Origin of the sequence: Tessaracoccus caeni, assembly GCF_029211185.1 — a bacterium.
Taxonomy (GTDB): domain Bacteria; phylum Actinomycetota; class Actinomycetes; order Propionibacteriales; family Propionibacteriaceae; genus Arachnia; species Arachnia caeni.
This window is the reverse complement of sequence record NZ_JARGDO010000011.1, coordinates 81,161-107,581: the sequence shown is the minus strand read 5'-3', so window position 1 is coordinate 107,581 and position 26,421 is coordinate 81,161. Positions and strand designations below refer to the sequence as shown.

Here is a 26,421-nt window from a genome sequence, read left to right as displayed (position 1 = left end):
CTAGGAGGCGGGGCGTCGAGGGAATGCGACGGCGAGGCGGGCTCAGTCCCAGCGCGACTCCGGCTGCTGCGGCATGCCGTTCATCACGGCGGCGAGCCGGCGCGGCAGGTCCGCGGAGAAGACCTCTTCCAAGGAGATCTTGCGACCGCTCGCGTCATGCAGCGGGATGCGCCAGTTGGGGTACTCCTGGTCGGTGCCCGGCATGTTCTGCGTGGCCTTCTCGCCGACGGCGTCCGCCAGCGAGGCCAACAGGATCCGCGACGGGGTGGCCAGCAGGTAGCGATGCAGCGCCAGCATCACCTCGATGTGGTCGTCGGCCCGCTCTGGCTTGAGCACCCCGTAGCTGATCAGCTGATCGATCCACGCCTGCTGTTCGGCGCGCGCCGCCGTCAGCTCCTCCTCCAGCGGCTCGGTGAGCAGGCCGAGTCGCTCGCGAAGGTAGACGTGCTCCCCCGCCAGGTAGCCCAGCGTCGGGGGCAGATCGTGGGTGGTCACCGAGGCCATGCACAGCTCGCGCCACCAGCGGGCGTCGAGCGGCTCGTCCTGCATGCCGGACTCGAACCACAGCACCGAGGTGCCCAGCAGGCCACGGCGCGCCAGGTAGGTGCGCACCCACGGCTCGACGGTGCCAAGATCCTCGCCGATCACCAGCGCCTGGGCGCGCGAGGCCTCCAAAGCGAGGATGCCGACGAGGGCCTCGTGGTTGTAGCGCACATAGGTGCCCTGCGTCGGGCCGAGGCCCTGCGGCACCCACCACAGGCGGAACAACCCGATGACATGGTCGATGCGCACGCCGCCCGAGCGACGCAGCGCCGCGGACACCATGGCCCGGAACGGCGCGTAGGCCAGCGCCTCCAGCCGGTCGGGACGCCACGGCGGCTGCCCCCAGTCCTGCCCGTGCTGGTTGTAGGCGTCCGGCGGGGCGCCGACGTTGATGCCCTTGGCGTAGACGTCCGACATCATCCAGGTCTCGGCGCTCACCTCGGAGACGCCGACGGCGAGGTCGGTGATGATGCCGATGTCCATGCCGACGTCGGCCGAGATCTTCTGCGCGGAGCTCACCTGGAGCTGCGCGATCCACTGCAGCCAGCAGTAGAAGGCCACGTCCTCGGTGTGCTCCTGGGCGAAGACATCCACCTCCGGACCGCCCGGCTGGCGGTACTCCTCCGGCCACTCCTTCCAGTTGGGCCCGAAGTGCAGCGACAGCACCGACCAGATCGCGAAGTTGCGCAGGCCGTCGCCCTCACGGCGCTGGAAGTCGGAGAAGGCGAGCAGCCGGGCGGGACGAAGCCCCTGGTCGAAGATGATCCGCAGCGCCTCGAGCTTCAGCGGCCACACGGCGTCGCGATCGATCGCATCGGCGCGCCCGATCTTGCGCGCTTGCTTGCGCAGTTCGTGCACGCGTCGGCGCGCGCTCATGCCCAGGTCGCGGTACTCGTCGATCGACTCCGGGCGGATGTAGATGGGGTTGATGAACCGGCGGCTGGCGGGAAGATACGGGGACGGCACCAGCGGCGGCTCCACCCCGGTGGCGTGCAGCGGGTTGATCAGCACGTAATCAGCAAACTGCTTGGTGCCGGACCAGGTGATCAGGTCGCCGAGATCGCCGAGGTCGCCGATGCCCCAGGAGTGCTTGGACGTGACCGAATACAGCTGGGTGTTGTAACCCCACACCCGCTTTCCGCGCAGCCGCGGCGGCAAGCCGACATAGGTGGGCGTGACGATCAGCGACGCCGTCTCGGTGCCGCGCTCGGTGGTGGCGATGAGACGGTGGTAGCCCACCGGCAGATCCTCGCCCAGCCAGAAGGTGGCCTCGCCCAGCCACACGCCGTCGACCTCACGATCGGACTCCCAGTTCTCCGACTGCCACGCGGGGCGGAACTGGCCGTTCTCCAACTGCACCTGAACAGTGACCGAGGTGCCGGCGGGCACGTGCACGACGACGTGGATGCCCTGCCCCTCCTCTGCGACGGTGCACGGCGGCAGAGTCTGGCGCCAGCGCTTGCGATCCGACGCGGCCAGGGCGTCCCAGCAGGCCTGATCCGAGGTGGCGTCGATGTCCATCGCGGCAAGGACGGCGATGATCGTCTCCGCGGAGATCCTGCGGTGGCGCCCCTTCCAATCCCAGAACTCGCGGGCGATGCCGTAGCGATCCGCGAGCTCCGACAACGCCTGGTTCGGATCGGTCATGCTCCTGCTTTCCTCTCAGAGATCCCGCAGACAGCCGGCACCTCTCTTGTTAGCGCTCGTAGACGACGACCTTGGCCACCATGTCGTGCAAGGCCTGCCGACGCTGCGTGAAGGCCGCGAAGATCAGGTCCAGGATGCCGAGGAAGAACCCCAGCGCCACCAAGAAGCCGGAGAAAAGCCCTCGCACGATGGCCGTCGCCCAGCCGATCTTAGCCAGGCTCTCGTCGCCCGCTCTAGCGACGCTCAGTTTCAGTACGCGTTCGCCCAAGGTGGCGCCGATGAGCCCATTGGTGAGGACGCGATAGGCCACGTGAACCAGGCTGATCGCCCCGAGCATCAGGAAGTAGTCGGCCCACAGCGACTCCGGGGCGGCCGGGAACTCTGCGGCCGGATTCTGCATCGCCGCCACGAGTCGTCCCAGGTAGATCTCGAGTCCTTGGGTGACCCGCGCGCTCAAGGAACTGGTCAGCACCGTCGCCAGCGCCAGCGTCAACAGGTAGTCGAGCGCCCAGGCCCCGATCCGCTTGCCGAAGCCGGCCAGCGGACGACCGCCTTGCCCGGGAACGAGACGCCGACCGGCAGGCACCTGGTACTGGGGGTTGACCGGGCCGTGCTGCGGGCCATAGGCCGGAGGCGTCTGGGGCCGCGGCGTCTGCTGGGCGATGAACGACGGCGAGGCGCCCTCCTGCGGTGCGGGCGCCGGTGCCGGCGCAGGCTGGGCGTCCCGAGTGGCCTGGGACCAGGCTGCACCGTCCCAGAACCGCTCTCCTCCCGATCCTGCAGGGTCGGGATACCATCCGGCCGGGGGCTGCGCCGCGTTATAGCTCATACCTACATCGTGCCATGAGCGCGGCAACGTCCTGCAAATCACCCCGATCACCCCGACTTGCAGACCTATATACCCCTGGGGGTATATTTCGGGCATGCGAGTTGTGATTATCGGAGGGGTGGCCGGCGGGATGAGCGCGGCCACGAGGCTGCGACGGCTGGACGAGCACGCGGAGATCGTCGTCCTGGAGCAGAGCGGGTATGTCTCGTTCGCCAACTGCGGGCTGCCTTACCACGTCGGCGGCGTGATCGAAGAGCGCTCCGCCCTGCTGCTGCAGACACCCGAGTCGCTGGGATCGCGCTTCCGGATCGACGTGCGCGTCAACACCGAGGCGACGACGATCGACCGCGACGCCAAGACCGTCTCCGTCCGGCACACCCTGACCGGCGAGACCGGCACCCTGTCCTACGACGCCCTCATCCTCTCGCCCGGGGCGCGCCCCGTCCGTCCGCCGATTCCCGGCATCGAGCGCGCTCTCTCGCTGCGCACCGTCGAAGACACCGACCGCATCGTCGCAGCCGCCGCCGGGGCCCGCAGCGCCGTGGTGATCGGGGGCGGGTTCATCGGCATCGAGATGGCCGAGAACCTCGTCTCGCTGGGGATGACGGTGTCACTGGTGGAGGCGCTCGACCAGGTGATGGCTCCCCTCGATCCCGAGATGGTGCAACCGGTGCACGACGCGTTGCGAGCGCACGGCGTCGACCTTCATCTCGGCAGCGCCGTCACCGCGATCGGCGACGACACCGTCGTGCTCGCCGAGGGCACGCGGTTGCCGGCCGAGCTGGTCATCGCCGCCATCGGCGTGCGTCCCCAGGACACTCTGGCGGTCGACGCCGGGCTGGACGTGCACGAGCGCGGCGGCATCCTCGTCGACGAGGTCAATCGCACCTCCGACCCCCACATCTACGCCGTCGGCGACGCCGTCATCAAGCGCGACGCCCTGGACGGCGGCCAGGTGGCGGTGCCCCTGGCCAACACGGCCAACCTTCAGGGGCGCCGGGCGGCCGATCACATCGCGCTGGGCGTTGGCACCGGGCGAGCCGTGCTGGGAACGGCGATCGTCGGTGTCTTCGGCCTGCAAGTGGCCGCCACGGGATGGAATGAGAAGCGCCTGCGCGCGGCCGGCCGCCCCTACCGCGCCATCCACACCCATCCGGCCAACCATGCCGGCTACTACCCCGGTGCTGCCGGCATGTCCCTGAAGCTGCTGGTCGACCCCGACACCGACCGGATCCTCGGCGCCCAAGGCGTCGGCGGGAACGGCGTCGACAAGCGCATCGACGTGATCGCCAGCGCCATCACGGGCGGCATCACGGCCAGCGGGCTGGCGGAACTGGAACTCGCCTATGCGCCGCAGTTCGGCTCAGCGAAGGATCCGGTGAACATGCTGGGCTTCGTCGCCGAGAACCTGCGCTCCGGGGTGAGCGCCTCGATCCAGTGGCATGAGCTGGCCGACGCGATGGCCGATGGCGCAGCTCTGATCGACGTGCGCACCCCGCAGGAGTTCGAGGCGGGCGCCATCCACGGGGCCATCAACATCCCGCTCGACGACCTTCGCGATCGGCTGGACGAACTCCCCGACGGCGACCTGATCGTGCACTGCGCGGTCGGCGTGCGGGGCCACACGGCGCTGCGCCTGCTGGCAGGCCACGGCCACACGGCTCGCAACCTCGACGGTGGCTACACCACCTGGAAGGCCGGCACCTCGCGCTGACGAGCGGCGCCGTCGGCTACGAGGAGGACAAAGAGGAGTGCAGCGGCCAGCCGTCGTCGATATCGGCGAAGCTGCTCGTCTTGCCCTCTCGCTGCACCCACTCCCGGAAGCCGCGCTGATCCTCCGCGCGCCACGAGCGCTGGAGGTCGAACAGCTCGCCGGGCGCGAGACCCGAGAGGGTCGGCTCCGAGGTCAGGATCGCCCGTGCGAGCAGGCTGGCGCCGACGGCGTCCGAGGTCGCGTCGTGCGCCTCGACGAAGTCGACCCCGTATCGCTCGCAGAGGTCCGGCAGCCGGTACTTTCGTCCCTTCACGAAGGAACGGCTCGCCATGTCGAGTCCCCGGACCAGCACCATGGGGTCGATGAGCGTGTGCCATCCCTGCGCGGGGAACAGGGACGAGATGGTGGGCAGGCGGTGGCGAGCCAGTTCGCTTTCGAGCAACGAGAGATCGTAGGCCGCGTTGAACACGACGAGCGGATAGCCGGAGGACAGCACCTTCCACACGACGCGTGCGATGTCGCGGAGGGTGCCGGCCGGTTCGGTGCCGTGCTCGCGCGCGTACGCGGTCGTGATGCCGTGCACCTCCGTCGCCCGCGGAGGGATCTCGATTCCGGGGTCGATGAGCCACGACCGAGAGTCGACGTGACGCCCGGCCTCCACCTTGACCATCGTCGCGGTGACGATGCGGTCGCTGTGGACGTCGGTGCCCGTCGTCTCGCAGTCGAACCCGTAGATCGTGCGCTGTTCCCAGGTCATCGCAGGAAGATCACGCGAGAGAGAGGAACATCTTCTCCATGGCCTGCATATCGGGGCCTTCGGGATTGTCGCTGGCGACGCACTGCCGCAGGCCGACGGCGATCGTGGCGAAGCCCGCCCGGTCCACCGCCTTCGACACCGCAGCCAGCTGCGCGACGATGTCCTGGCACTCGCGTCCGTCCTCGATCATCTTGATGATGCCGCCGAGTTGACCCTGGGCGCGCTTGAGCCGCTTGACCACCGCCACCATTTCCTGGCTGTCCAACTGCACCTGGGTCTCCGATCCCTAGCCGGTATACCCCGCATGGTATATCACGTACCAAGGTGGCCATTCCGAGGTTCCGCGCCTACCCGCGCCCGCTCTCTCCCCGCAGCTCGTTCGGGATGAAGCCGATCCGGCGGCTGATCAGGATCGCGCACAGCCCCACCACCAGGATCGAGCCCAGCGAGACGGTGTAGGCCAACGACTTGGGCTCCGCGAGCAGCAGCGCGGTGTAGATGCTGCCCGAGACGGCCGTGATGACGGAGTTGCCCACCGACTCGGCCACCTGCATCGACGACTGGTTGCGTCCCTGCTCGAACTGGCTGGACAAGCTCATCACGGCGACCGCGGTGCTGGGCATCGTTAACCCCATGCCCACGCCGGCGACGATCCAGCCGAGCAGGCCGGGCACCAGCGGAATCTGCGGGAACGACGCGAAGGTCACCAGCCAGGCGATGCCGGTTGCTGAGAGCACCGAGCCGATGGTGACGAAGGTGTTGCGCGACCAAGACACCCAGCGCTGCGACTGAAGCCAGGAGCCCGTCGTCCAGCCGACGCTGCCGACGGTCAGCGCGAGTCCCACCTCGAACGGCTCGTAGCCGCGCAGATCCTGCAGGGTGACCAGCAGGATGGTCTCGGCCGCGAAGAAGGCGCCTGCCTGCAGGGAACGGCTGAGCACCACGCTCGGCAGCCCCGGTCCGAAGCCGCGCGTCGCGGGGGCGAGGATGCGAGGCAGTCCCCACCCCAGCAGCACGAGGCCGAGCACCGCGGAGGCCACCGACCACACACCGAGCCCCTGACCGGCCAGCAGGATGAACGACGGCGCGAAGGTGACGGCCAAGGTCGGCCACAGGCTCACGTTCGCCACCTCGGCGTCCGGCGTGAACCTCGCCTGCACCTGACGGAGGCCGGGCAGCGTGATCAGGAACGCCACGGCCACGAGAGGCAGCATGGCGGCGAACACCAGGCGCCAGTCGTAGTGGGTCAGCCACGCCGCGAAGGGAGGCCCGACGAACGCCGGCAGCAGCCAGCAGAACGACACCAACGCCATGGTGCGCGGCCGATCGGCGGGAGGGAAGCCGTGCGCGACGGTGACCATCAGGCTGAGATTCAGCGCCCCCGCGCCGATGCCCTGGACCGCACGCGCCGCCAGCACCACCCACACCGACGGGGCCATCCAGCCGAGCACCAAGCCCAGCACGAAGGCGGCGAAACCGAAGTACAGCGGCAGCGCGGGGCCCTTACGGTCGGCCAGCCGCCCGGCGAAGATGGTGGAGATCAACATGCCGGAGACCATCGTCGTGAAGGCCCACGGGTAGAGATGGGAAGCATCGAACGACGCCATCACCGTCGGCAGCGCCGTGGCCAGCCCGATCGTCTGGAAGGCGATCGCGAAGACCGACAGCATGATGCCGACGACCAGCGCCAGGCGCCCAGGAGCAGGCGCCCCTTCCTTGACCGTCATGGATTCTCCTGATGAGTGAGTAGGTGATGAGTAAAGTTGTGGCCATGACTGAGCTGGCCCCCGGATCGCAGACCGTACTCGACGAGCGCACCCAGGACTTCGAGGACGGCGACCAAGACCGCTTCTCGCACTACGTCTCCAAGGCCAAGCTGACCAAGGCCCAGGTCACCGGAACCCCGGTGGTGGCGTTGTGCGGGAAGGTGTGGGTGCCCACCAAGAACCCGGAGAAGTACCCCGTGTGCCCGGCCTGCAAGGAGATCTGGGCCTCCTTGAAAGGCTAATCGCTCTTTGAGGTGCGAGCGAAGCGAGCCTCGACCATCAAGACAGCGCGGAGCACCTTTTCCACGCTCTTTGAGGTGCGAGCGAAGCGAGCCTCGAAAAGAGCCGGCGCGACCCGTGGCAGAGACTGCTTGTCGGCCGCCAGCCAGGTCGCTTCGAGGCGACTCCGTCGCACCTCAACGACCGTACATCTCGGGCCTCCTTGAAAGGCTAATCGCTCTTTGAGGTGCGAGCGAAGCGAGCCTCGAAGAGCGTCATCGTCAGGCTCCCTGAAGGGCTGATCCCTCGGATCAGTAGCGATATGTGTCGGGCTTGAACGGGCCTTCGACGGGCACGCCGAGATAGTCGGCCTGTTCCTGCGTCAGCGTGCTGAGCTCGACGCCCAGAGCGTCGAGGTGCAGCCGGGCCACCTCTTCGTCCAGGTGTTTGGGCAGCACGTAGACGCCCACCGGGTACTCGTCGGTACGAGTGAACAACTCGATCTGACCCAGTACCTGGTTGGTGAACGAGTTGCTCATCACGAACGACGGGTGACCCGTCGCGTTGCCGAGGTTGAGCAGCCGACCCTCCGACAGGATCAGCACGCTGTGCCCGTCGTCGAAACGCCATTCGTGCACCTGCGGCTTGATCTCGATCTTGGTGACGTCAGTGCGCTTCTCGAGACCGGCCATGTCGATCTCGTTGTCGAAGTGGCCGATGTTTCCGACGATCGCCTGGTGCGTCATCCGCGCGATCTGCTCGGCGGTGATCACGTTCAGGCAGCCGGTGGCGGTGACGAAGATGTCGGCGGTCTCGACCACCGAGTCCAGCGTCGCCACCTGGTAGCCGTCCATCGCCGCCTGCAGGGCACAGATGGGGTCGACCTCGGTGACGATGACGCGCGCGCCCTGGCCGCGCAGCGACTCCGCACACCCCTTGCCCACGTCGCCGTAGCCGCACACCACGGCCACCTTGCCGCCGATCAGCACATCGGTGGCGCGGTTGATGCCGTCGATCAACGAGTGCCGGCAGCCGTACTTGTTGTCGAACTTCGACTTGGTCACCGAGTCGTTGACGTTGATCGCCGGGAATAGCAGGGTGCCGCGCTTGGCCATGTCGTAAAGGCGGTGCACACCGGTGGTGGTCTCCTCGGTGACGCCCTTGACGCTGGCCGCCAGCGCCGCCCAGTCGGCGCGCCCCTGCTCCTCACGCAGGGCCTCCAGGATCACCCGGTACTCGTGCGAGTCGGTCTCCGAGGGCTCCGGCACGACGCCGGTCTTCTGGAACTCGACGCCCAGGTGCACCAGCAGGGTGGCGTCGCCGCCGTCGTCGAGGATCATGTTGGGCTGCTGACCGTCGGGCCAGGCCAGGATCTGACGGGTGCACCACCAGTACTCCTCCAGCGTCTCGCCCTTCCAGGCGAACACCGGAACGCCTTGCGGATCCTCCGGGGTGCCGTTCGGGCCCACCGCGATGGCGGCGGCAGCGTGGTCCTGGGTGGAGAAGATGTTGCACGACGCCCAGCGCACCTCGGCACCCAGAGCGACGAGGGTCTCGATCAGCACCGCGGTCTGGATGGTCATGTGCAGCGAGCCCGCGATCCGTGCGCCGGCCAGCGGCTTGGAGTCGCCGTAACGCGCGCGCATCGCCATCAAGCCCGGCATCTCATGCTCGGCGAGGGTCATCTCCTTGCGCCCGAAGTCGGCAAGGGACAGGTCAGCTACGCGAAAATCCACCCGCTCACTCTAGCCCGTTCCTCCAGAGCCGCCGATTCCGAGGGCGCTGAGATTTTTCGACCGTAACTGCCTCTTATTGGCACAGCTCGGCCGATAAGAGGCAGTTACGGTCGAAAATCTCAGGAGCGCGAGTATGACGCCAGGTGGGCGAGCGCCAGGTCGTAGCCGCCGACGCCGCAGCCGACGATGATGCCGGCGGCCTTGGCCGACAGCACGCTGTGCGCGCGGAACGATTCGCGGGCGTGCACGTTGGAGATGTGCACCTCGACGTAGGCGCTCACCAGGGCGGCGGCGTCGGCGATGGCGTAGGAGTAGTGCGTCCAGGCGCCGGCGTTGATCACGACGCGGGCGTCCGTGTCGGCGGCCTCATGCAGCCAGGTAATCATCTCGCCCTCGTGCTCCGTCTGGCGCACCTCGACATCGAGGCCCATCCCCCGCCCGGTCTCCACCAGGTGCTCGGCGAGCATGGCGTAGGTGGTGCCGCCATACACCTCGGGCTGGCGGGTGCCGAGGCGCCCGAGGTTGGGGCCGTTCAGGACCAAGACCTTGTTACTCACAGCGCCTCCTCGACGGGGGTCAGGGCGATCTCCAGGTAGGCGGCGGCGTACAGGCCGCGCTGCAGCAGCGTGACGTAGCTCTCCACGTCGCTGCTCTCGAACTCGCGATCACCCGAAGAGATCCGCACGATCCGGACGTCGACGGCATCCGCGAGGCGGGCCAAGCGGTCGGCGGTGCCGACGAGCTGCGCGGGCAGCTTGTCTTCGTCCAGCAGGACGAGCACCGGTTCCAGTTGGTCGGACTCGCCGGGATCCGCGAAGAGATCCTTGGGCGTGACGGCCCTCAACAGGGTGTCCAGTTCGCCGTCGTCGGCCGCCAGCGCGGGCACTCCGGAGGCGCGGCGGATGGCCTCCGCGATCCGTCGCGACGCTCGTCCGGCCAGGGTGGTGCCACCCCAGATCAGAGGCAACCGCTCGGCGAGACCGAGAGCCAGGTCCTTACCGGGGTTGACCGACAGGTCGGCGGTTGGCGAGCAGATCTCGGCGACGAGGTCGGCGGCGTCGGCCACATGCTCCGGACGCACCACCGGCCCCAGCCCCAGATCCCCGAGCATGGCCAGCACGGCGATCGCCGCGGCCATGGGGTCGCCGTCGGTGGTTGGCAGCAAGGTGGTGGTCGACGACGAGGTGGCGCGCGCCAGCTCGGACGACTCGGGCGCCGCGACGATCATCGTCGCACCACGACGAACCGCCTCCGCCGCGCATTGCACGACCCAGGCCGAGCTCTGCCGGTGACCGAGCACGACCACCAGGTCCAGCGGCCCCACCCACGCGGGCAGGCCGGGCCCGGGCCAGGCCATGAACGGCACCGGACACGACGGTTCCAGCACCGCTCTGACCAGCCGGGCCTCGCTGCCGATCACCAACACACCCCGCGGACGATCGGCGCGAGACAGCGCACCCACCGGCTCGGTGAGCATCGCCCGGCGGATGCGTGCGCCGGCGCCCGCGAGCCAGCGCAGCCGCTCGTTGTCGATGAGACGCGGATCCTCCAGGCGCGAGTCGTCGCAGACGAGGCGGCTCATAGCGTGCTGCGTGCCTGGTCGATCAGGAGAACGGGGATGTTGTCTCGCACCGGGTAGGCCAAGCCGCAGATCTGGCTGGTGCAGATCAGCTCGGAGGTGTCGTAGTCCACCGCGAACTTCGCGTGGCAGGACGGGCAGGCCAGCAGCGCCAGCAGCTCCGGCGAAAGGTCCATCTCGGTATCGGCCATCTTCTTGGGTCCTCCTGGTCTAGCCGCGCACCAGCGCGAGCACTTCGTCACGCAACGCCGCCATCTGGTCGGCGGTGCGTGCCTCTACGTTAAGCCTCAACAGCGGCTCGGTGTTGCTGGGCCGGAGATTCAGCCACCAGCCCTCGTCCCGCGCCGCGACGGTCAGCCCGTCGGTCCAGTCCGCGGCGCCGCGTCCCTCGAAGGCGACGGCCACCCTCTCCTGGCAGACCCGGGCATCGTCGACGGTCGAGTTCAGCTCACCGGAGCGCGCGTAGCCGTCGTAGCGGGAGGCCAGCAGCGACAACGGGCCGTCGCTGGCCCGCAGCATCTCTATGACGTGCAGCGCGGCGAGCATGCCCGTGTCTGCCGACCAGAAGTCGCGGAAGTAGTAGTGCGCCGAGTGCTCGCCGCCGAAGATGCCGTCATGCTCGGCCATCAGGCCCTTGACGTAGGTGTGCCCCACCTTGGAGCGCACCAGTTCACCGTGACCCGCCACCGCCTCAGCCACACACAAGGAGGTGATGGTGTTGATCACGACGGTGCCGCCCGGCTCGCGCTCGAGCTCTTGGGTGGCGATCAGCGCGGTGACCACAGATGGGTCGACGCACTCCCCTCGCTCGTCGATGATGAAGCAGCGATCGGCGTCGCCGTCGAAGACCAGGCCCAGATCGGCGCCGTGCTCCACGACGGCGCGCTGCGCGTCCACCAGGTTCTCGGGCTCCAGCGGGTTGGCCGGGTGGTTCGGGAAGGTGCCGTCCAGGTCCATGTAGAGGCCAACGATCTCGAGCTTGCGGCCCTCAAGCACCGCGGCGGCGGTGTGCCCCGCCATGCCGTTGCCGGCGTCGATGACGACCTTCAGCGCGCGGTCGCCCCGCACGGGCGTGAGTCCTCGCAGCTTGTCGGCATAGGCCTGCAACGAGTCCGCCTCGCGGTAGCCGCCGACGACCTCGTCGCCGAGCTCGATCGTGACTGCCCGGTCGCGCAGTCGCGCGGTGAAGTCTGTGTCCACCGGCTTCGCCTGCGGGAGGCAGAACTTGGCGCCGTTGTAGTCGGCTGGATTGTGGCTGGCGGTGAACTGCACGCCGTGCCGGTCCAGCCAGCCCGATGCGAACCACAGCTGATCGGTGCTGGTCAGGCCGACATCGATCACCGAGCAGCCGGCGCGACGAGCGCCATCGGCGAACGCGAGGGACAGCTCGCGCCCCATCTGCCGCATGTCGCGACCCAGAACCAGTTCGGTGGCGCCGGTGAGATCGACGAAGGCCGCTCCGAGCAGGCGCGCCCCCTCGATATCCCATTCCGGGGCGGGGCCAGCGACGATGCCCCGGATGTCGTTGGCCTTGAAGATCACGGGCTGCAGCATGAGGGACAGCTTAGTCCCGGCGAGACGGGGGCGATGACGCCCCTACTCGTCCCTACTCGTCGACGACGAGGCGCAGGTGGCCGGCCCGTACCCCGTCCTGCACGGGAGGCTCGGGATGCACCGGTTCCGGCGGGGCCGCGTCGTGACGCAGGCCGATCTCGCGCACGGCGTTGGCCAGCGCGAGCAGCTCGTCATCGTCCACTTCGTCACGCCGCACCTGGTCGCGCGGCAGGCGAATGACCTCCCAGCCGCGAGGCACGCTGGTGGATTCCGCATGACGGGCGCACAGATCATAGGCTCCGGGCTCCGGCTGCGTGGCCAGCGAGCCCAGCACGGCCGTCGACTCGGAGTAGTCGAAGGTCAGCGTCGCCACGGCGGGCGCGAGACAGGTCGTCCGGCAACATCTACGCACGGCAGGAGACTAGCCCAGGCCACCGACAGTGCCCAGGATTTGGCCGGGCGGTTCGCCCCAACGCCCAGCGCTTGGCGGGTCTAGGCTGGGTTCATGCGAAACCGACGAGACCGCCATGGGCGGGGCATGAGGGGCCCGTTGATCCCGCCGCATTCGCCGTCGGGTTCTCGTCCGCATCGCTTGGGACGGGTGGAGTTCTTCAACGACTGCGTCACGGCCGCCATCGAGGAGATCACCAGTCACTGCCCGAACGCGTTCGACGGCGTGATCGTCGGCGTCGAGGACGTGCCCACCATGAACGCCACCTTGTCGGGAGACAGGGTTCCGCTGTCCGCGGCCATCGAACCGACCAGTGAGAGCAAGGCCCAGATCGTCGTGTTCGAGCGCCCCTTGGAGCACCGCGCGTCCAGTCGCTCCGACCTCCGCTTGATCGTGCACCGCACGATCGTCGAACAGCTCTCGACGCTCACCGCCCGCCCCGTCTCCGACCTGGCCGGCGAAGGCTTCGACCTCGACTGAAAACTCGCTCCAGTGGGAGATGTTCCCCCATAGACGGGGGAACATCTCCCACTGGAGCAGAATCATGCTGGTCAGGTGGAACGCAGCGCCTGAGCTGGCTCAATGCCAGCCGCACGGAAGGCTGGGTAAGCCCCGGCAGCCAGACCGGTGAGGGCACCGATAGCGGGCGCGATCAGCAGCAGTTCCAGGCCGACGATGGGCGACCAGTCCTTCACCATCGCCACGACGATCACCGCGTACATGCCGACCGTGGCGCCGATCAGGCCACCAAGAACACCGAGCAGGGCAGATTCGAGGGCAACCTGGCGCGCGATGTCGCCCTTCGATGCTCCCAGCGCCCGGCGCAGGCCGATCTCGGTACGGCGTTCCATCACGGAGACCAGCGTGGAATTGGCGATGCCGAAGGTGCCGATCACCAGCGAGACGGCACCCAACCCGATCAGCAGGCCCTGCAGCGTGCGCGACACCGACTCTCGCAGCGAGCGCGGATCGGGTGGTTCCTGCACGGCGATCGCCGATGGTGCCCCCGGCGACACCGCCCACACCAGTTCCTTCGCCACCTGCGTCGCGGCGCCCTGCCGGGTGGCCACCACCAGCTCGGCCTCGTCTCGAGGCGTCGGATCGCCCCAGAGCTGCGCGGCTATCCCGAAGGGCACGATCACGGCGGTGCGCAGTTCATGGTGACGTTCGACGTCACCCAGGATGCCGACCACAGTGAATGGCCGGCCCCCAATCTCGACGGCTGTCGGCGCAACAAATCCGTCAATGCCTAAGTTGGTGGCGGCACTGCGGCCAAGCACAGCCACGGGCACGTCGGATAGCGCCGCGTCGAAGCCTCGCCCGCTGATGTCACTGGCACCGACGGCCTCCCAGATCGTGGCGGAGGCGGCGATGAGGGGAATGGTCTGCGGACCGGGCACCGCAGGATTCGACCCACGAACCTGATCGGAGGAGGCGGGCGCGTACAGGGCACCCGCTCCAGTCACGCCACTCAGGGCACGAGCCCTGGCGATGCTCTCCTCGGAGAACGGAAACGGAAGGGTCTCCGCGTCGTCGGGGCGGGTGTCCTTGGCGGTAACGGTGTTCGCAGCCAGCTGGTCGAAGGACGCCGACACCTGACCATTGGCCGTCGACGCGAGCCCGAGGATAGCCACCAGGGCCGCAACGCCGATGATGGTGCCGGCCGCCGTCAGCACCGAGCGCAGCGGCCGTGCCACCAGCGAGCTGTAGGACTCACGCCACAGTTCGCGCAGGCTCAGCGGACGGAACCCGTCGTCCCGGGGCTTCATGTTGCACCCGCCGGGATGGAGACCTCCACGGCACCGTCGCGCAGCACGATGCGACGCCCGGCGCGGGCCGCGACGTCATCTTCATGGGTGATGATGACCACCGTCATGCCACCGGCATTCAGGCGAGCCAGCAGCTCGAGGATGGCCTCGGTATTGGCAGTGTCCAGGTTCCCGGTGGGCTCATCGCACAGCAGCAGCTTGGGGCGGCCCATCAGCGCACGGGCCAAGGCGACGCGCTGGCATTCGCCGCCGGACAGCGTGCCGGCCCGCGCGTCGCGACGATGCGCCAGCCCCACCTGCTGAATGTGCCGGTCTGCCTCTGCGGCCCGCTCGGCCATCGGCTGGTGCTGATACAGCGAGCCCAGCGCGACGTTCTCATGGACGCTCCGGTGCCCGATCAGGTGGAACGACTGGAAAACGAAGCCAATGTCGCGGGAGCGTTTGGCCGCCCGGCCCCGATCATCCAGCCCGCTGGCAAGTTCTCCGGCGAGGGTGTAACTGCCAGAGGTGGGCTGGTCGAGCAGCCCGATGATGTTCAGCAGCGTCGATTTGCCCGACCCAGACGGCCCCGTCACCGCGACGAACTCCCCCTCGTCCACGGTGAGCGAGCATCCGTTCAGAGCGACGACGTCGGTCCCGAACCGGACGGTGACGTCGTCGATCTCGATCAGCGCTGTCATGATTCGGGCGGGCTGGAGAGCAGGACGGTGGCGCCGCTGACCAGTAGCGGGTCGTCTGCGAAGATCTCTGCGTAGCCGCCTCCGACGGCCCCCACCTCGACGCTCACCCGGGTGGCGCGGAGCGTGGTGACGTCGTTTGAAGCTTCGGTCACGATGGCCACTTCCGGCGTGCCCTGCGCGCTCATGAACACAGCCCCGACCGGCACCGCCAGTACCTCGCCCTGAGATGCGGCGGTGACCACCCGGACGCGTACACCCTGGCCGGTCCACGAGGCGGGCAGCGGCTTGTCCAGCAGAATCTCGACGGTGGTTCCCACCGGTGTCTCGCCCTCTTTGGAGGTCGTGGGCACATCCAGGCGCCCGATCTTCGCTGGGGCCTCCTCCCCGAGCACCTCGGAGGAGATCACCACCACATCGCCCTCCGCGAGCAGGGTGTGCTGCTTCGCGGGGAAAGCCGCCGTAACCGACAGCCGCCCCGACGCCAACGTGAGTTGGGCGTCGGCTGCGGAAGTACCCACGTCCCCTGTGGCTGTGGTGACCGTGGCGGGGAAGCCAGGCACGAAGACCACCTCGCCCATCGGGATGCCGTCCTCAGGAAGCTCGTAGCCAGCTGCCGAGTAGACGGATTGCACCGCCTTGAGTGTCTTGTCACCGAAGGTACCCTCGGGGTCGCCCACCTTCTGTCCCGCTGCACGCAAGGCCTCCTGCAACTGAGTGACGTCCGTCCCCTTGTCGCCCGGCCCGAGCGGCCGGTACATGGGCACCGTGCCGGTGAGCAGAAGCACGGGACGCCCGGAGACCTCGGCTGCTACGTCACCTGCATCCAGCACCTCGCCACGTTGCGGCAGCGCCTTGGACAGCACAGCCACCGAGGCACCGGCGGGGGTCTCCGAGCCGATCACCTCGATGGAACGGTCAGCCTGCACCTGGCCGCGCGTGACGATCTCTTGGGTCACCTGACGCAGCTCAACCTGAGCCACGATGACGGACGGAGGCGGCGCTTCTGCCTGAAGCGCCGCCTCACGCGGCGATGTGGTGAGCGACGCCCCCAGCCACGCCCCGAGAGCCAACACCACCATCACCGCGACCAGCCCGGTAACGGGACTCAGCCGAAATCTGCGCCTACCTGATGTGATGGTTTCTGCCTTCTCAGGATCGTCAGACCTGTTCACTCAAAGCCGCCGAGCTTCTCGATCTCCTTCAGAGCCCTCGCGACGCGCTGCTCGACCTTGACCCTATCCTCCTGAAGTGCCAGCAGGTTCTTCTCCACACTCTCCTGCTCGACGGCCCACGAGATTTCTGACAGCCGCTTCACGAGATCGGTCTGCTCCTTGCAGTCGATGTCCGCCAAGACCAGCGCCACCTCCTTCTCAGACGGCGGCGTCAAAGGATCACGTTCCCGGAACTCCCACGCTGCGTCCCCCGGCTCCAGATCCAGCGGGCCTGTCGCCTTGTATCCACTAGCCGCCATACATGAAACCCACTCGTTCACAACCTCGCGGTACGCGGGACGAGATTCATCCGCCGTCTCGAACCACAACATACGAGCGAGAGAATCGCCGGCTTCAGGCACGCTCCCCATTCGGCGCCACGTCTCTCCCAGACAACCACCCGGTGGAATCTCGACGCCATCGACACTCGCCGGAGATGCCGTTGCCGAGAAGGCGAGTTCGGAGTCGAACTCCTCCAGCGACCGCACACCATAGACGACGAGTTCATACTCGGGACCCACATGGTCCCTCTCTGGACGAGGCTTGATCTCAACATAGTAGCCATACTTCTTCGCCATATCACGATCCGTCGCACCGTACAGGCGCGTAATCCCCAGTTGCTCGCGCTCCCTGGCGGCAGCGATCCTGTCGCTGAATGACTGCACGTCATGTGTAAATCCGAAGTTCGCCAGACAATCCCTCATAAGCAGGCTCTCCGCGTATTCCATGGTTACCGACTCGGTCACCGTCGCCATATAGGGCGCGAATGGAGTGGGGAAGTCGGGATCTTCTCCGGGAACCTCACTGTCGAGCGAAAGTGGTTTCGAGACCGGCTGCGATGGCTCCAGTCGCCGCACAGCGTCCTTGTGAACGCCGGGATCTCCAGGCGGACTGCATGCTGAGAGAAACAGCAGGAGCGCCGCAGCAGTCACCGCGACGCTCCTCATGCCTCGAACCATCACGACCCAGCTCACCAGGTGTGTGATGCGTTCTTGTTCTTCAGGGCAGTGGACAAGTTCTTCTGCGTTCCCGCTGCCAACTTGAAGGAGTTTCCACCCATGTTGGCCGCACTGTAGATGTACACCGCAAACTCGGGGTCGCGATTCCTCACAGAAGCCGCGTTGTTTTTGACCTTGCTACCAAAGCCATTTGCGCTGGTCCCCCCGCCGATGTAAGAGTAGCCATCCAGGTTGGACCGACTGACATCAAAGTCCGACCATGCACCCTTGAAGTCCGAGTTATAGAAGTAGATCAACTCGTCGATATCCTGGACCTTGTCCTGGTTGCGAGCGTTGGCGACACCAGTGAGACCGGTGGCCATGATCACCGAGACGCCGATAGCGGTGCATATCCGACCGAAGTTCTTCTTTGCTGACACTATTTCTCCCTACATTAAGATAATTAGGACGCTAGAACACGTCAGGCAGGTTCGTCCAGCCAAAACGAGCAGGCGGGTAGTCAACTGCCGCAGGTGGGCAGTTGACTACCGCGGCCCGGCAGCTGAATGACCTACTTGCAGCCTGGAAAGCGCGGAAAAAGGTCACAGATCCCGGGAACAGCGGGCGAGGCGGGCTCGTCGGCCGGGATCGCGTACGCGGGGGCGACCAACAGGATGGCGGACAGGACTATCGTGAAGAGCTTTGCAGTCATGCTGGGCATACTCTCGCGCCCGCAGGCAGGGAGGGGCCACCTCCACGGCAAAGGGCCGTCAGCTGCCAAAAAAGGCAGTCAACTGCCGTGTTCCGGGGAGGTCGCCCGCTTCGCAAGCGGTGGCGTCGGACGCCGAGCGGGCGCGGGCTACGCTTACGCGCATGAGCGCACGTCAAATACTGGCATCCGGATGGATTGAGGCCGGCGTGGCTGCACTCTGGGTAGGAATGTCCTTCATCGGATTCATTTCAGGGGAGCAGCTGGCGCCCATCTTTGTGTGGGACTTTGCGATGTTCCTAGGCGTGCTGGTCGCGGTGAGGTGGCTGTTGCCTGGGATCGGGCTGATCTGCGGCCTTCTCGTCGCCGGCCTATGGGTCGATCCCAGTGGCGTTGGACTGTCGTCCTATATCGCCGCCACCGCCGTGGCGCTGGCGGTTCGCAAAGAACAGTTCCGCGGAGCAGTTCTGCTGTCGACCGTGGTGTTGCTGGAGATGGCGGTGCTCGTGGTCCGACGCTCGAGAACGACAACCGAGGTGCTGATCATGTGCGTCGCGTCGGTGGTCGTACTCGTCATCCCTTGGGTGCTCGGGCTGGGGTTCCGATGGGTGATGCGAGCTGAGGCGGAGCGCGTGTCCCGGGCGTACGTCGAGCGACAGATGCGGATGGCCGTCGACATTCACGACTTCGTCGGACGGAATCTCACGGGGATCCTGGTGCGCGCCGAGACGGCATCCGATGACGAGCGGACAGCGCCGGCATTCTTCGACGAACTGATAGAGCGAGTGCGCAGCGCCGACGCGACACTGCGTCAGGTGACCGCCGATCTGCAACGCGAGGGCCCCACCAAACCGTTTCAGGTGGTCGGCGCCGACGACGCCCTGCGAGCCGGCATCGCAGAACTCACTGCCGCTGGCTTCGATGTACACCCGGCGAACGCGGACGTCACGCTGGCACAGCTTTCCCCCGAGGTCGATCTGGTTGTCAGCCGGATCATCGCGGAGGCGCTGCACAACGTCGTCAAGCACGGCGACCCCATTGCGCCGTGCCGCGTTGCCGTCCAGCGCCGGGACGACGTGCTCACGCTGGTTGTCGAGAATGGCATCAAACACGGACGACGCGACAGGAAACGCCCCCTGGGGCTGGTGGGCATGGGCCGGCATGCCGGCCTGGCCGGCGGCGCCATCGAATCTGCTGCCATAGGCAACACCTGGGTGTGCCGAGCGAGCATCCCCCTCGTCAGGACAAGGAGCAGCGCATGATCCGGGTAGCCATCTGCGACGATGACCGCACCATTCTGCACGGCTTGGAGACCCTCTTACGTGCTGATCCCGATCTCGAGCTGGTGGCCGTCGTCGAGACGGGAGAGGACGCGCTGGCCGTCACCACTCCCGTCGATGTGTGGCTGATGGATGTCCGGTTACCCGGCATGTCCGGGATACAGGTTGCCACCGAGTTGAAGGCGTCGGGAAACTCCGCCAAGGCTCTTATCATGACCTCCTTCGACGTGGGCGAAGTGCTCAATGCCCTGGAGGTCGGTATCGGCGGCTTCGTCCACAAAGGCGCCTTCCTGCTCAACGTCACGGCTGCGGTAAAGGCGGTGCACGCCGGCTATCAGGTAGGCAACGACGTGGTCACCGCTGCCCTCGCACGTCACCTCGACCGGCTCGCGATCGTCGATCCGGCGCGCGCGAACCGTGTCGCCAAGGATGACACCGACCGCCAACTCCTTGAACTCGTGCTGCGCAGCCGCAGCATCGCAGAGATGGCAGAGACGACGCACATCAGCGTCTCCGCCACCCACAAGCGGCTCGGAAAGATGTTCCGACGAGCGGGCGTCCAGAACCAGCGGGGGTTGTCGGCGTGGCTCTACGAGGTGGGAGAGCGCTAGCGCAGAGTCGGGGCCAGCTCCGCCCGGATGGGCTCGGCATCCTCAGAGAGGTCGGCGTTCAGAGGGATGACCGCGACGGTGCCGTTCGACGGGTAGACCAGGGCACCCAAGACGGGCGCCGGCGACGCAACCGTCACCAGGCTCTCGCCGCTATCGGGAAGCGTGGCGGCGACGGTGGTTCCGGCGGGCACCACCACCGTGGTGTCAGCGGCCGCGCCGCCGTCGGTGGCGACCGAGACCACCAGACTCACCGACTCCTCGGAGGGATTGCTCAGCTGGAGGGCACCGCCCCCTGGGCCGAAGGCCCGCAGTCGCTGGCCGGGCCGTGCCGGGTTCATCGCCCCGGACGTCCCGCCGATCACGGTGGCGCCGATCTCCCGGTCGGAGAGCACCTCGATCGCGCCCAGCTCGCCGGCAAGGCCCAGGGTCAGATCCACCGCGTGACTCGCCCCGGCGGGAATCGACAGGCCCGCGCCTCCCGAAGGCTGGAACCGCGCATTGGCTCCCAGCACGTAGACCTCGGCGGTGGCGCGCTCGGTGCCGGGGTTGCTCAGGATCAGCTGGGCAGGCACGTTCTTGGCGATGCCCGGAATCAGATGGCGATCCGCCGCCGACGTCGGCGTGGTCGCCGCGCCGTCCTCGGTCACGGCGACGACGGCGACCCGCCCTCGAGAGGTGCTGAACCCGACGCCGATCGGGCCCTCCTGGCCGGCGAGCACAGAGAGGGCGATGGTGCGACTGCGCTGAGGGCTGACGACGATGCCGCGGGAGCCCAAGGCGAGTACCTCGCCGTCCGGGCCGTACAGGCTGAGGTCGACGGCAGCATCGGTGGCATCGGGATTGATGATCAACAGCTCGGAGACGCTGGCGTCCGCCACCTGCAGGATGCCCGACGCCGCCGGCAGCTGGCAGCCGACGAACGCGTCGTCGACGCGCACTCCTCCTGCCGGCTGGACGCCGCGCAGGGTGAAGGGCTGCGACCCCACGTCCTCGACGGTGGTGGCCTCGCGCTCCGCCGCCTCGCCGTCCATCGTCGCGAGAGTCAGGCGTTCTTCCGCCTGGGCGTACAGCGTGCCGGAGGCCGGTGGCATACACACCAGGCGCTGTTCGCGCGGCGGTTCGACGTCGGTCAGGCGAGGCAGCGGCATGGGCTCGAGTTGCGTGGCGGCCACCGTGATCGCGACGATGCCCACCAGCCCGCCGGCGACTTCCAGGATCCTGCGCAGCATGTCTCAGTCCTCCTGTCCGCGGCGCGCACCCTGCGCGGAGCCGATGGTCGGGGCCAACAGGATCAGCAGTCCGAGCAGCACCACGCCGTGCCAGGCCACCGCCCACCAGGCCGCCGGAGCGCCGTAGGTGAGTTCACCGGAGCGCTCCCCCAGGTCGAAGGCGAGGGATCCGTCCTCGCCCCTGTCGATGCGGGGCAGCTCCTCGCCGGCGACCTGAGCATGCCAGATGGAGCCCGCGGACTCGGCGAGCTCCAGCGTCCGTGACGCGGATCCCTTCGGGATCGTGCCGGTGACGACCGGCTCGCGGCTCTCCCCGTCGACGACCTCAGCACGGCTCACCATGCCGACGACGGTCCACACCGTCGAGTCGTCGTCGGCGGCGGCGCTGCTCAGGCCCGCGGCATTGCTGACGCCGGCCAGCTGGTCGGCGGGAAAGCCGCTCATCCAGACGTGCGAGATGCCGAGCGCGGTGAGCTGCTCGGCGAGATCCTCCGGCACCGTCGCGCCGGAGAAGGCCTGCACGAGCGTCGCGTAGTCAGCCTCGTCGGCTCCCGCCGGGTTGCGTTCTCCGGTTCCCCATTGCGGCTGGTGTGCGTCGACGACGTTCCAGCTCAGCTGGGTGTCGCTGTGCCGCTGGATGAGCAGGGCGCGGGTATCACGCGGCGACGAGATCACGTCGCGCACGTAGCCCGGAAGCACGGGCCGGGTCAGCTGGACCGCGCCGTTGAAGCCCACCACCGCCCAGGTCACCGCGACCAGGGCGGAGGCGAGTCCCAGTGCGATCGCAGACGTCGAGCGTCGTCGACCGCCATGGTTCCCATCAGACGACCTGGACGACAAGACGACCGGCGCCAACGCACCGGCGACCACCAGCAGCGCCCACGCGGTCAAAGAGGCCCGGGCCTCGCCCCCCATCACGGGCAGCGCGATGCGCGAGGCGGCCACACCGAGCAGCATGGGCACACCGATCGCGGCGAGCGCGGCCCACCGCACGGCGGCTCGCCGGATGCGCACCAGCCCGACCGCCGCGACGATGCCGAGCACGACGAAGAAGGCCAGGTTCAGCCACACCGGCAGCCCCGACGGGATCAGTCGCCCGGCGAGCACGCCGTAGGACGAGGGCGGGAAATCAGGCCAGGCCATCGGATCGACGCCGGTCAGGAGGCGGCCGGGATAGCTGACGAGGGTGGGTAGCCAGGGACCGAGGAACAGCCACACGGGAAGCACGGTCACCAGCGCGTCGGACCAGGTGACGCGACGACTCACGGCCGCCCCGATCGCCAGCACGGTGACCAGCACCAGGGCCGCCGGCCAAGCCGACGCAATGACGACCAGCCACAACGCGGCGGACGCGGGCCGACGAAGCCGCTCGGCCCCGCCCGCGTCATTGCTGGCAACGCGATACAACGACACCACAAGCCGGGGTCCGGCGACGGCGAGCACCATGCCGGTGAGGTCGCCGGCGGTCACCAGGCCCAGCACGATCACGGCCGCCGCCCAGGCGCCTGCCGCCGCACCAGCGAGCGGCGGACGCACGTCGAAGGCACGCAACGCGGTGAAGGCCGACAGACCGGCGAGCAGCGGGGCGATCATCAGCATGGTGATCACGAAGGCATTGGCCTGGCCGAAGGAGAGCAGCGAACCGATGGCGGCGAAGCCCAGCCAAGGTGCATTGCCGCCGGCCGCGATGGGTTCGACGAATGCCCGCCAGGCCTCCGCGAGGCTCGCCGGCGCCGGCAGCAGTCCACCGCCCGCGACGGTGCCCCGCCCCACGAGCGACCATCCGGCGATCACGCCGGTGATCAGGAGCCCGAGCGTGAGCAGGGTGAGCGGGTTGATCAGGCGACGGGGAGGTCGCGGCGGCACGTAGTCGTCGCTGGTCAGCTCGTCGATGGAGGTGTCCACCTCCTGGCTGGTCAGGGTGCGGTACCGCTCCGAGAGGGAGGTGCCCATCCGGTCCACCGCGTTGCGCAACGGCCAGAAATGGTTGGGCAGCAGGTCGGCGATCTCTTCGTCCTCGACGGCAGGCAGACGCGCGGCGAGCGCCTCGACCTGATCCGACGAGCGACGCCAGCGCCGAAGCGCCCGCAGTTCGGCCGTGGCATGGCCGGGCGACTTGGCGAGGAGGAAACCCAGCGCACGGATCCAGCTGATCAGGACCAGGTAGAAGCGGTTGGCTCCGCGCGCGCTCACCACCGTCAGCGCGGCCAGGCGATCGTCCTCGTGCGGATGACGGCCGGTCTCACGCTCTCCGATGCGCCCCGATGCGCGGTGCACCAGCGAGACCTCCGGCGCCGTGACCACTCGCCAGCCGGCGGCGTTGGCCCGCCAGCCCAGGTCGACGCCGTCCCGGTGCCGGGCCACCTCGGGCGCCAGTCCGCCGAGTTCGGTCCAGGCGGTTCCTCGGATCAGCAGACCGGCGGTGGAGCCACCGAGCACGGCAGCGGGATCCACCTGATGCTGGTCGATGTCGCCCTCTTCGACGGTCAGCACCCGGTGACCGCCCATGGTGATGGACTGGCCCACCTCGGCCAGCGTGTCCGGATAGTTGCGACGGGGCGGCTGGAGCAGCTTGGGGAAGATCAGGTCGGCCGTGGGGGCCGCCTTGAGCAGCCTGGTCAGGGCGTGCGGGCGCGGAGCGGAGTCGTCGTGGAGCAGCCAAAGCCACTCGGGGGCCTGCTCCCCCACTGCTTCGGCGACGGCGCGCCCGAAGCTCCAGCTGTGATTGCCGCGGATGACCTCGTCGAGGATGCCGTCCTCGACGGCCTCGGCCAGCAACCGGGGCGACTCGTCCGTCGACCCGTTGTCGACCGCGATCACCCGACCGGGCCTGGATTCGAGCTGACCGAGCGCGACCAGTTGCTCCGGCAACCAGTCGGCAGCGTCGCGCACCACCATGACGGCCGTGACGACGGAAGGAAGGATGGGATCGGGGTCGAGAGCGTCGTCGTCCTCGTCGGCCCATGCCCACAAGTCGGTCAGCCGGTCGCCCGGTTGCTCTTCGCTCACGACATCCTCCCAATGATCACGGGAGTCGAGCCTAGCTCAGCTGGCGGCGTGCCTCAGGCGACGGCGTTCGCGCTCGGAGAGACCGCCCCAGATGCCGAACCGCTCGTCGTGGGCGAGGGCGTACTCAAGGCACTCGGCGCGCACGGTGCAGCTCTGGCACACCTGCTTGGCCTCACGCGTGGATCCGCCCTTTTCAGGGAAGAACGCCTCGGGATCGGTCTGGGCACAGAGGGCCTCGGCCTGCCATGCGAAGGCGCCGTCCAGCTCATCGAAGATGTCCAACAACATCTCGGGCATGATCGCCCCCTTCCCTCGCTTACCCCCGCGAATTGCAACGACGTAATTATAGACACCCGAGACGGGCCTCTGTCACCCGTTCCATGAGAGCGAATCTCAGCGATGTCTCAGGAGAACTCCACGCCCGCCTCGTCGCGCACTCGTTCGACGAGCTCACGGATGCGCTCGCCGTCGCTCAAGGCGCAGGCCAGCGTCGCGGTGGGGGTGGCGACGACGAGGGTGTCCTTCAGCCCCAAGGCCGCGATCACGTGGTCGCGGCCGGAGGCGTTGACGAGCACGCAGCCCGACGCATCCAGCGTCACGGTGCGGCCCTGAACGGCGTTGCCCGCGGCGTCCGTGGCGAAGAGCTCGGCGAGCGAGACGAAGCCGCCGATGTCGCGCCAGTCGACGTGCAGTCCCACCGCGTAGACGGCAGCCTCCGCCTTGCCCTGGGAGACCGGCTCCATGATCGCGTAGTCGATCGAGGTCTTCTTCAACGTCGGGAAGATCTGGTCCAGCAGCTCCGGGTGGGCGACGAGACGCACGATCTTGTCGTGCTCCTCCGGTAGCAGCAACCGCAGCTGGCGCAGCAGCGTCTCGGCACGCCAGACGAACATGCCGGCGTTCCACCAGTAGCGGCCGCTGGCGAGGTACTCCTCCGCGACGGCACGCTCCGGCTTCTCCTTGAACTCGACGACGCGGCACACGTCGGGGAAGCCGTCGAGCGCATCCCCGCGCTGCAGGTAGCCGTAACCGGTGTGCGGCGAGGTGGGCACGACGCCCAGCGTCACCAGCGCCTCCGGTCGCGCTTCGGCCACCTCGAAGGCACGGTCCAGCGAGTGCTGGAACTCGTCGATCGGCGTGATCACCTGATCCGCGGTGACCACGGCCACCACGGCCTCGGGGTCGCGACGCGCGGCCTCCGCCACCGACCAGGCGACGGCATTCAGCGAGTCACGACCCTCCGGCTCGCCCAGCACATTGCCGGCCGGAAGCTCAGGCAGTTGCTCGGTGACGTCGTCGGCATAGGCGCGTCCGCACACGACGAGCACCCGCTCCGCGTCGACCAACCCGGCGACGCGCTCGTAGGCGGTGCGCAGCAGCGAACGCCCCTCGAAGAGATCCAACAGCTGCTTGGGCTTGCCCTTCCGCGACAACGGCCACAACCGCGTGCCCGATCCCCCGGCCATGATCACCACGTAACGCATGGCCCGGAGCCTACCGCTACGCTGCACAGCATGTTCACCGATGCTTTGCAGGCCCGGGTGCGCGCCCAGGGCGCCGGCCCGCTGATCACCCACTACGACGTGGCCGCCGGGTCGCGGATCGAGCTGTCGGCGATCACCTTCGCCAACTGGGTGAGCAAGACGGCCAACCTGATCGAGGACCTCGGCCTGGAGCCCGGGGCGACGATCGACCTGGGCCTGGCTGAGACCGATCCCGGTCACTGGGTGACGCTGGTGTGGATCGCCGCGGCCTGGCAACGCGGCTGCGGCGTCACGGTGGGAGTGACCGGTGACGCCGACCTGGCCGTCGTCGGGCCCGCAGACGAGCGCCGCGGCCCGGACACCGTCGCCTGCTCGCTGCATCCCCTGGGGGCCGGGTTCTCGCAGCCGCCCGCCGGCTGCATCGACTACGCCGAGGTGTTCTCCCAACCCGACCTGTTCGACAGCGCAGCCGCCGATCCGGCCTCCCCCGCCTACGACGCTGTCACCCATGCCGACGTGGCGACCACGCCCGGCCGCGACGAGCGCCTGCTGTTCGCCGACCCGGCCCCCGGATGGGCGAGCGTGCGGGAACTCCTGGTGGCGCCGGTGTCGAGCCTCGGATCCAGCGTTGTCGTCGTGGGTGGAGACGACGCCGCCCTGGCCCGCATCGCAGAACAGGAGCGGGCCAGGGCGGCGACGAGCTAGG

At 68.1% G+C, this 26,421-nt stretch carries 26 protein-coding genes; 6 read left to right on the top strand and 20 right to left on the bottom strand.

Going from position 1 to position 26,421, the window contains the following annotated elements:
- Positions 1 to 42: 42 nt before the first annotated feature.
- Both malQ and P0D62_RS11360 read right to left on the bottom strand, forming a co-directional pair.
- Entirely contained in the window at positions 43 to 2,190 is a 2,148-nt protein-coding gene (gene malQ, locus P0D62_RS11365) for a 4-alpha-glucanotransferase (RefSeq protein ID WP_275702669.1), read from the bottom strand.
- A gap of 49 nt (positions 2,191 to 2,239) precedes the next feature.
- Positions 2,240 to 3,019 carry an RDD family protein gene (locus tag P0D62_RS11360; protein WP_275702668.1) on the bottom strand — a complete coding sequence of 260 codons (780 nt, stop codon included), beginning with the start codon at positions 3,017 to 3,019 and terminating at the stop codon, positions 2,240 to 2,242.
- A 94-nt stretch (positions 3,020 to 3,113) separates the two neighbouring features.
- On the opposite strand from P0D62_RS11360, the gene P0D62_RS11355 reads away from it, so the two are divergent.
- A complete protein-coding gene (locus tag P0D62_RS11355) occupies positions 3,114 to 4,733 on the top strand; it encodes an FAD-dependent oxidoreductase (protein WP_275702667.1) in 1,620 nt (539 codons plus the stop codon).
- A 16-nt stretch (positions 4,734 to 4,749) separates the two neighbouring features.
- On the opposite strand, the gene P0D62_RS11350 is transcribed toward P0D62_RS11355, so the two are convergent.
- The 3 genes from P0D62_RS11350 to P0D62_RS11340 all read right to left on the bottom strand — a co-directional run bounded on the left by P0D62_RS11350 (position 4,750) and on the right by P0D62_RS11340 (position 7,217).
- Entirely contained in the window at positions 4,750 to 5,490 is a 741-nt protein-coding gene (locus tag P0D62_RS11350; RefSeq protein ID WP_275702666.1) for an exonuclease domain-containing protein, read from the bottom strand.
- Between the two features lie 10 nt (positions 5,491 to 5,500).
- The gene (locus tag P0D62_RS11345) at positions 5,501 to 5,761 is read right to left on the bottom strand and encodes a metal-sensitive transcriptional regulator (RefSeq protein ID WP_275702665.1); all 261 of its coding nucleotides are present in this window, start codon (positions 5,759 to 5,761) and stop codon (positions 5,501 to 5,503) included.
- Between the two features lie 76 nt (positions 5,762 to 5,837).
- Entirely contained in the window at positions 5,838 to 7,217 is a 1,380-nt protein-coding gene (locus P0D62_RS11340) for an MFS transporter (RefSeq protein ID WP_275702664.1), read from the bottom strand.
- A gap of 44 nt (positions 7,218 to 7,261) precedes the next feature.
- On the opposite strand from P0D62_RS11340, the gene P0D62_RS11335 reads away from it, so the two are divergent.
- Positions 7,262 to 7,498 (top strand): DUF3039 domain-containing protein, encoded by a 237-nt coding sequence (locus P0D62_RS11335; RefSeq protein WP_275702663.1) that lies wholly within the window; start codon positions 7,262 to 7,264, stop codon positions 7,496 to 7,498.
- 288 nt (positions 7,499 to 7,786) lie between these two features.
- Here the strand turns inward: P0D62_RS11335 and ahcY are convergent, their stop codons facing one another.
- From ahcY to P0D62_RS11305, 6 genes are all read right to left on the bottom strand, one after another.
- Entirely contained in the window at positions 7,787 to 9,160 is a 1,374-nt protein-coding gene (ahcY, locus tag P0D62_RS11330; RefSeq protein WP_406708250.1) for an adenosylhomocysteinase, read from the bottom strand.
- Between the two features lie 170 nt (positions 9,161 to 9,330).
- Positions 9,331 to 9,768: a type II 3-dehydroquinate dehydratase gene (locus tag P0D62_RS11325; protein ID WP_275702661.1), complete on the bottom strand. Its 438-nt coding sequence runs from the start codon at positions 9,766 to 9,768 to the stop codon at positions 9,331 to 9,333.
- Entirely contained in the window at positions 9,765 to 10,793 is a 1,029-nt protein-coding gene (locus P0D62_RS11320; RefSeq protein WP_275702660.1) for an SIS domain-containing protein, read from the bottom strand. Before P0D62_RS11320 ends, P0D62_RS11325 begins: the two co-directional genes overlap by 4 nt.
- On the bottom strand, positions 10,790 to 10,981 hold the full coding sequence (locus P0D62_RS11315) for a Trm112 family protein (RefSeq protein ID WP_275702659.1): 192 nt from the start codon (positions 10,979 to 10,981) through the stop codon (positions 10,790 to 10,792). Before P0D62_RS11315 ends, P0D62_RS11320 begins: the two co-directional genes overlap by 4 nt.
- Before the next feature lie 19 nt (positions 10,982 to 11,000).
- Complete coding sequence (gene manB / locus P0D62_RS11310; protein WP_275702658.1) at positions 11,001 to 12,344, bottom strand: phosphohexomutase domain-containing protein; 1,344 nt, start codon at positions 12,342 to 12,344, stop codon at positions 11,001 to 11,003.
- Positions 12,345 to 12,396: 52 nt separating this feature from the next.
- The gene (locus tag P0D62_RS11305; RefSeq protein WP_406708246.1) at positions 12,397 to 12,717 is read right to left on the bottom strand and encodes a DUF3499 domain-containing protein; all 321 of its coding nucleotides are present in this window, start codon (positions 12,715 to 12,717) and stop codon (positions 12,397 to 12,399) included.
- Between the two features lie 132 nt (positions 12,718 to 12,849).
- Here P0D62_RS11305 and P0D62_RS11300 point away from each other — a divergent pair, with 132 nt between their 5' ends.
- Positions 12,850 to 13,275 carry a metallopeptidase family protein gene (locus P0D62_RS11300; RefSeq protein ID WP_275702656.1) on the top strand — a complete coding sequence of 142 codons (426 nt, stop codon included), beginning with the start codon at positions 12,850 to 12,852 and terminating at the stop codon, positions 13,273 to 13,275.
- 71 nt (positions 13,276 to 13,346) lie between these two features.
- On the opposite strand, the gene P0D62_RS11295 is transcribed toward P0D62_RS11300, so the two are convergent.
- The 5 genes from P0D62_RS11295 to P0D62_RS11275 form a co-directional block, all read right to left on the bottom strand.
- Positions 13,347 to 14,564, bottom strand: a complete 1,218-nt coding sequence (locus tag P0D62_RS11295; protein ID WP_275702655.1) for an ABC transporter permease — start codon at positions 14,562 to 14,564, stop codon at positions 13,347 to 13,349.
- Positions 14,561 to 15,244: an ABC transporter ATP-binding protein gene (locus P0D62_RS11290; RefSeq protein WP_275702654.1), complete on the bottom strand. Its 684-nt coding sequence runs from the start codon at positions 15,242 to 15,244 to the stop codon at positions 14,561 to 14,563. The genes P0D62_RS11295 and P0D62_RS11290 overlap by 4 nt, the downstream gene beginning before the upstream one ends.
- Positions 15,241 to 16,323, bottom strand: coding sequence for a peptidoglycan-binding protein (locus P0D62_RS11285; RefSeq protein ID WP_406708249.1), 1,083 nt, complete (start codon positions 16,321 to 16,323; stop codon positions 15,241 to 15,243). Before P0D62_RS11285 ends, P0D62_RS11290 begins: the two co-directional genes overlap by 4 nt.
- An 89-nt stretch (positions 16,324 to 16,412) precedes the next feature.
- Positions 16,413 to 17,387: a hypothetical protein gene (locus P0D62_RS11280; protein ID WP_275702652.1), complete on the bottom strand. Its 975-nt coding sequence runs from the start codon at positions 17,385 to 17,387 to the stop codon at positions 16,413 to 16,415.
- Positions 17,388 to 17,425: 38 nt separating this feature from the next.
- Positions 17,426 to 17,833 carry a peptidase inhibitor family I36 protein gene (locus tag P0D62_RS11275; RefSeq protein ID WP_275702651.1) on the bottom strand — a complete coding sequence of 136 codons (408 nt, stop codon included), beginning with the start codon at positions 17,831 to 17,833 and terminating at the stop codon, positions 17,426 to 17,428.
- Between the two features lie 433 nt (positions 17,834 to 18,266).
- Between P0D62_RS11275 and P0D62_RS11270 the strand changes: the two genes are divergently transcribed.
- Together P0D62_RS11270 and P0D62_RS11265 are read left to right on the top strand one after the other, a co-directional pair.
- Entirely contained in the window at positions 18,267 to 19,364 is a 1,098-nt protein-coding gene (locus tag P0D62_RS11270; protein ID WP_275702650.1) for a sensor histidine kinase, read from the top strand.
- Positions 19,361 to 19,993, top strand: a complete 633-nt coding sequence (locus P0D62_RS11265) for a response regulator transcription factor (RefSeq protein WP_275702649.1) — start codon at positions 19,361 to 19,363, stop codon at positions 19,991 to 19,993. Before P0D62_RS11270 ends, P0D62_RS11265 begins: the two co-directional genes overlap by 4 nt.
- Here P0D62_RS11265 and P0D62_RS11260 read toward each other — a convergent pair.
- The 4 genes from P0D62_RS11260 to P0D62_RS11245 form a co-directional block, all read right to left on the bottom strand.
- Complete coding sequence (locus tag P0D62_RS11260) at positions 19,990 to 21,222, bottom strand: DUF5719 family protein (RefSeq protein ID WP_275702648.1); 1,233 nt, start codon at positions 21,220 to 21,222, stop codon at positions 19,990 to 19,992. The genes P0D62_RS11265 and P0D62_RS11260 overlap by 4 nt on opposite strands.
- Before the next feature lie 3 nt (positions 21,223 to 21,225).
- On the bottom strand, positions 21,226 to 24,231 hold the full coding sequence (locus P0D62_RS11255) for a glycosyltransferase family 2 protein (RefSeq protein WP_275702647.1): 3,006 nt from the start codon (positions 24,229 to 24,231) through the stop codon (positions 21,226 to 21,228).
- A gap of 36 nt (positions 24,232 to 24,267) precedes the next feature.
- A complete protein-coding gene (locus P0D62_RS11250; protein WP_406708245.1) occupies positions 24,268 to 24,528 on the bottom strand; it encodes a WhiB family transcriptional regulator in 261 nt (86 codons plus the stop codon).
- 107 nt (positions 24,529 to 24,635) lie between these two features.
- A complete protein-coding gene (locus P0D62_RS11245) occupies positions 24,636 to 25,715 on the bottom strand; it encodes a mannose-1-phosphate guanylyltransferase (RefSeq protein WP_275702646.1) in 1,080 nt (359 codons plus the stop codon).
- A gap of 30 nt (positions 25,716 to 25,745) precedes the next feature.
- Here P0D62_RS11245 and P0D62_RS11240 point away from each other — a divergent pair, with 30 nt between their 5' ends.
- A complete protein-coding gene (locus P0D62_RS11240) occupies positions 25,746 to 26,420 on the top strand; it encodes a TIGR03089 family protein (RefSeq protein WP_275702645.1) in 675 nt (224 codons plus the stop codon).
- The last annotated feature ends 1 nt before the right edge of the window (position 26,421 follow it).